Source organism: Tissierella sp. (assembly GCF_052089545.1).
Classification (GTDB): Bacteria; Bacillota; Clostridia; order Tissierellales; family Tissierellaceae; genus Tissierella_A.
The window spans coordinates 1-5,236 of sequence record NZ_JBQDAA010000166.1 but is presented as its reverse complement, the minus strand read 5'-3'; the positions used below and the strand labels follow the sequence as shown (position 1 = coordinate 5,236).

Annotated in this window: 7 protein-coding genes; 6 read left to right on the top strand and 1 reads right to left on the bottom strand. The window is 31.4% G+C overall.

The window, feature by feature from the left end; translation table 11 throughout:
- The first annotated feature begins 30 nt into the window (after positions 1-30).
- Both ACTHW2_RS10510 and ACTHW2_RS10505 read left to right on the top strand, forming a co-directional pair.
- Complete coding sequence (locus tag ACTHW2_RS10510) at positions 31-285, top strand: ROK family protein (protein WP_442263869.1); 255 nt, start codon at positions 31-33, stop codon at positions 283-285.
- A gap of 1 nt (position 286) precedes the next feature.
- Positions 287-826: a class I mannose-6-phosphate isomerase gene (locus tag ACTHW2_RS10505; RefSeq protein WP_442263868.1), complete on the top strand. Its 540-nt coding sequence runs from the start codon at positions 287-289 to the stop codon at positions 824-826.
- An 840-nt stretch (positions 827-1,666) separates the two neighbouring features.
- On the opposite strand, the gene ACTHW2_RS10500 is transcribed toward ACTHW2_RS10505, so the two are convergent.
- Positions 1,667-1,792: a hypothetical protein gene (locus ACTHW2_RS10500; RefSeq protein ID WP_442263867.1), complete on the bottom strand. Its 126-nt coding sequence runs from the start codon at positions 1,790-1,792 to the stop codon at positions 1,667-1,669.
- Positions 1,793-1,978: 186 nt separating this feature from the next.
- Here ACTHW2_RS10500 and ACTHW2_RS10495 point away from each other — a divergent pair, with 186 nt between their 5' ends.
- The 4 genes from ACTHW2_RS10495 to ACTHW2_RS10480 all read left to right on the top strand — a co-directional run bounded on the left by ACTHW2_RS10495 (position 1,979) and on the right by ACTHW2_RS10480 (position 5,072).
- Positions 1,979-2,842: an ROK family protein gene (locus tag ACTHW2_RS10495; RefSeq protein ID WP_442263866.1), complete on the top strand. Its 864-nt coding sequence runs from the start codon at positions 1,979-1,981 to the stop codon at positions 2,840-2,842.
- Between the two features lie 130 nt (positions 2,843-2,972).
- Positions 2,973-4,265 (top strand): glycoside hydrolase family 125 protein, encoded by a 1,293-nt coding sequence (locus ACTHW2_RS10490; protein WP_442263865.1) that lies wholly within the window; start codon positions 2,973-2,975, stop codon positions 4,263-4,265.
- A 169-nt stretch (positions 4,266-4,434) separates the two neighbouring features.
- Positions 4,435-4,584: a hypothetical protein gene (locus tag ACTHW2_RS10485; protein WP_442263864.1), complete on the top strand. Its 150-nt coding sequence runs from the start codon at positions 4,435-4,437 to the stop codon at positions 4,582-4,584.
- A 146-nt stretch (positions 4,585-4,730) separates the two neighbouring features.
- Positions 4,731-5,072: a helix-turn-helix domain containing protein gene (locus ACTHW2_RS10480; protein WP_442263863.1), complete on the top strand. Its 342-nt coding sequence runs from the start codon at positions 4,731-4,733 to the stop codon at positions 5,070-5,072.
- Positions 5,073-5,236 lie beyond the last annotated feature (164 nt).

The window sequence follows — 5,236 nt, the reverse complement described above, 5'->3', positions numbered from 1 at the left end:
AATTTAGTACTTGTTCAGTAAACACTAATTATGGAAGAGGCAAAAGAATATCTTGCGAATATGCTTGGTATTATTGTTGCGCTAATTGATCCTAATGTAATTGTATTAGGTGGTGGAGTTGCTTTAAAAATTCCTGGATTTGTAGAAGAAATTGAGAGTCGTTTAAAAGAGAAAGTATTTAAAGTTCAAGAAGATAATATCAAAGTTATTAAAGCAAAACTTGGTGATGATAATGGTCTTATTGGTGGAGCCCTTTATGCATTTAATAAGATAGGAGACAAATAAAATGGCAATTAACAAATTAATCCCATCCTTTTTAGACAAATTAAATCATGTTGAAGTAGATAAAGGTGATGTTGTTTTTGTCGAGTCCGGAACTATTCATGCAATTGGGAGAGGCATTGTGCTTTGTGAGGTCCAACAAAATTCAAATATCACTTATCGTGTGTATGATTATCACCGTAAAGATACCGATGGAAATTTGAGAGACCTACACGTTGATAAAGCATTAGACGTATCTACTTTAACTCCATTGAATACAGACTTTAAACCACAAGGTGATTTAGAAGAATATGAAAATCATACAAAACAGCTTTTAGTTTCATCCTCACACTTCGTAACCACTAAAGTAGAACTTGATGGAACTTTTATTCATCATGTATCCAAAGAAAGTTTCGAATCCATCATAGTGATTGATGGTTCCTTGATAATTAAAGAAGATAATAATTTAATTAGTTTAGACAAAGGGAACTCAGCTTTCATTGATGCAGGTAGTAAAGATATAGAAATATCAGGGTATGGAACTTATTTAGCTGTCACAGTCTAATTTATTTAGTTCAGAAGAACTAGCTTTAGTGGTTTATAAAAAGGATCCATTATCTGTTAAATAATCTAAATAAAAACTATCTCTGTGTTGATATGCTCCCTTCAAAGTAGACACTAAAAAAAATACTTTGAAGAGGGCTATTTTTATGGGGTATATACATAAGTATCAAACTCATGGTTTAGAAGGTATAAAATATCAACGAACTAATCATAGATATACAAAAAAATTCAAAGCTAAGATAGTAATAAGCACTTTGAAACGGGGTATCGCTTTGATTATTTAGCGAGTAAATATAATATTCGAGCCAAGAGTACTGTGAAAGACTGGAATACTTAATAACAGAAGATTTAAATATAGCTAGAAAAACAGCAAAAAACTATAAAAAAAGTTAAGGTTCATTGGTGAAAGATGGACTTCAGGAGACTTTCTAACGATTAGAAGAGGTAATCGTCCATAGAATACCTGTCTAAGCTCCCCAGAAGCTCATATAGTGCCTGTTGGTTCAGCGCGAATAGGATCAACACTTTCATTTGTATTCCTCTTTTTTATCAGTTTTACATAACTATACTTTAATATGGGTTAAGACCAACTCAAAAGTTCAGATAAGAAAAGACTAGTCCTAAAAATAATGACTAGCCTTGATATGACAACCTTATTGTTCGTTTATATAGTTTTCGCATAAAGCATCCTTTGTCCTTTTCATTTCGACCATTGATAACATTTGATGCCCAGCCATCAGTCAATCACTTTTTAATATACTGAAGTTACTTGTCTGTAAAAGTTTTTTTGTTTATCCCGCATTTCGTCTTATTCGTCTTGTATTACTTACTTTAGGAAGGCCTAGATCTTATAAATTGATTGATTTAATCGTCCAATTTTATGTGCAATTTGTGTTTCATTATATCCAATATCATGGTATTTTTCTAACCATCCAACTTCATCTTTGATAAGACGTGTGTAGACCATTTGTGGTCACTCTCTTTATTTCTGTAGTAGAAATATTAGTGTGGATATATCACAAAAGGTTTTTAAATTTTTTACTTCACTTTACAAGATTAACAATTTATGTAAAAGTCCAACTATATTTGAATTAATGATTTAGCCCAGATATAATTTAAATAATACTATAATACTAAAGAGGAGTGATTATAAATGTACGGTGGAATTGAAGCAGGAGGAACAAAGTTTATTTTTGCAGTGTGCGACGATAACATGAATATTATAGAGAGGCGTAGTATTCCAACAACGACCCCTGATGAAACTTTTAAAGAAGTTTTCAAGTTATTTGACAAATATGATTTAAAAGCAATTGGTATTGGTTCTTTTGGCCCTATTGATGTAAATAAACAATCAAATACCTATGGTTATATTAAGTCAACCCCTAAATTAATTTGGAAAAACACTGATTTCTTAGGTGTTTTCAAAAAAAGATACGATATACCAATTGGGTGGACAACGGACGTCAATATTGCAGCACTAGCTGAATATAAATTAGGGACAGCTAAAGGGAAAGATTCTTGTGTTTATATTACCGTAGGGACTGGAATAGGAGGTGGTTCAATCATCAATGGTAAATTCCTGGGAGGAATAAATCATCCAGAGATGGGACATTTTTACCCTCCTCGTCATGGAAAAGATAATTACAAAGGAATCTGTGACTATCATGAAGATTGTTTAGAAGGATTGGCCTCAGGGCCTGCTATAGAAGCCAGGTTTGGAAAGTCTGCTAAAGAACTAAATCAGGATCATGAAGCATGGGATATTCAAGCGCATTATTTAGCCCATGCTGCATTGACTTATACAACAATATTAAGACCAGATTGTATCATTTTTGGTGGTGGAGTTATGAATCAAAATCATTTGCTTGATAAAATTCATAATAAATTTGAAAATATTTTGTCTGACTACTTAGAAATATCATCAATTAAAGATTATATCCTATCCACAGGACTTGGCAATGATTCCGGCATCATTGGTAGTCTTCTTTTAGCTAAAGAAACTTACTCAGAATATTAAACTAGCTACTTTATCAATATAGATTTAAAAATTAAAAAATAAGTCAAACAATATCATCTAGGTGATATTGCAAAATATAAACCTAAATTAATTCAACCATATGATTATTAAAAATTTAAGGAGAATTATAATGAAAGATAAAATACCAACATCTGTTAAGAAATTTATGGAAAAAATTAATAAGTTAGCCACAGATCAACCAGATTGGTTAAATTTATTTAATAATAGTTTCTTAGATACACTGCAAAACACAATAAAAGTATTAGATGATGACACAACATTTGTATTAACTGGTGATATTCCAGCGATGTGGTTAAGAGATTCAACTGCACAAGTTAGACCCTATTTATTCTTAGCAAATGAGAGTGAGGAAATTCGTTCAATTATAAAAGGATTAATCGAACGTCATTTTCAAATGATTAATATTGATCCATATGCAAATGCTTTTAATAAAACAGATAATGATAAGGGACACCAAAATGACCAAACAGAAATGCAACCCATTATTTGGGAAAGAAAATATGAAATTGATTCTTTAGCTTATTCAGTTCAATTAGCTTATCTATATTATAAAGAAACTGGTGACACCAGCTCTTTCAATGAAAATTTCCATACCGGTGTAGACAGGATTCTAGACGTTTGGGAAATTGAACAGAATCACGAAAATTCTTCTTATACATTTAAAAGAGATAATACGCAAGAAAATGATACTTTAACTCATAATGGCTTTGGACCACCAGTTGCATATACTGGAATGACATGGAGTGGATTTCGACCAAGTGACGATCGGTGTATCTACAATTATTTAGTACCATCAAATATGTTTGCAGTTGCAGTATTAGGATATTTAGAGGAAATTTATAAAAAAATATCAAAAAATGAAGCAAAAATTAAACGAATAAGGAAATTACGAAATGAAATTAAAAGAGGTATTGAAAAATACGGAATAACAGAAAACAAAGCTGGAAATAAAGTTTATGCTTACGAAGTAGATGGATTAGGAAATGCTTCCTTAATGGATGATGCAAACGTTCCCAATCTTATCTCAGCACCTTATCTTGGATACTGTGATATCAATGACTTGGTTTATCAGGAAACAAGGAAAACATTATTAAGCGATGAAAATCCATTTTATTATACAGGAGAAGCAGCCTCAGGTGTTGGAAGTTCACATACTCCGAATGATTATATATGGCACATGAGCTTAGCAATGAAAGGACTAACCAGTCAAAATAAGGAGTTTAAAAAAGAAATGTTAGATCGTATGGTTGAAACTGATGCAGGAAAAAACACTTTACATGAGGGATTCCACAAAGATCGACCAGAAGAGTATACAAGAGAGTGGTTTTCTTGGCCTAACATGTTATTTGTTGAATTAATGCTTGAATATTATGGTTTCAAACTTAAGGGAGCTGAATTATAGTCTAAAAATATTAACCAAAAAATAAAATTAACAAATAGAGTTTTAACAAATGAACGTAACTCGAAACGAGGTTTCTATAATACAAGGTGTTGATGGATCATTTTGTGATATGCTCCCCCTAAAGTAGACACTTGAAAAAGTAAAACTATCTTATCTTAGGGGGATTTTAATGCGTTCAAATATTAAACATACAACTGAAGAAATCGAAAAATATATTTTGATGTGTCTGAATAAAGATATCAGTTCTAAAGAAATAAAAGAAACCTATGGTTTATTGATTAATTGGACCTCTTTTTTGGATAAAGCCCTAAGATATTAAGAACATGGGATTAGTGGGATTCAAGTTAAATCTAAGAACAATAAATATACTAAACATTTAAGAAATCAGTCGTTAAAGAATATTTAGAAGATCAATTATCTATAGGTCAACTAGCTGTTTAATATAATATACCAAAAGCAGATACTGTGAAAAACTGGATAAATAAGCATACTAAAAGGGAAGAAACTAGGAGCTTTTCTCCAAAACCCGAGATGTATATGATGAAAGGTAAAAAAACAACACAAGAAGAAAAAATTAAAATCGTTAAATACTGCTTAGCAGCTGATTTATCTTATAAGGAAACTGCTGAAAAATATCAGGTGTCCTACAATAATGTGTATCCATGGGTTAAAAAGTACAAAGAACTTGGTCCTGACGGCTTAGTGGATGGACGAGGTAGTAGAAAACCAAACTTTATTCAAACGATAGAAGAAAAAGCAGAAGCTGAGAACGTGGCCTTGAGAGCGCGAAATGAGATCTGGATATAAGATTTGTTTATTAATATAATCAACTCAAAGAGTTGGTTATGAAAGATAAAAGCATTGTATAGTATTTTACACAAGATTATGGACTTGACTTAATAAAACGCTACTTTTTAATCTTAGCTTGTAACTGTTCTCATTATATCACTTTAGCTAGAGAATAGAAAATT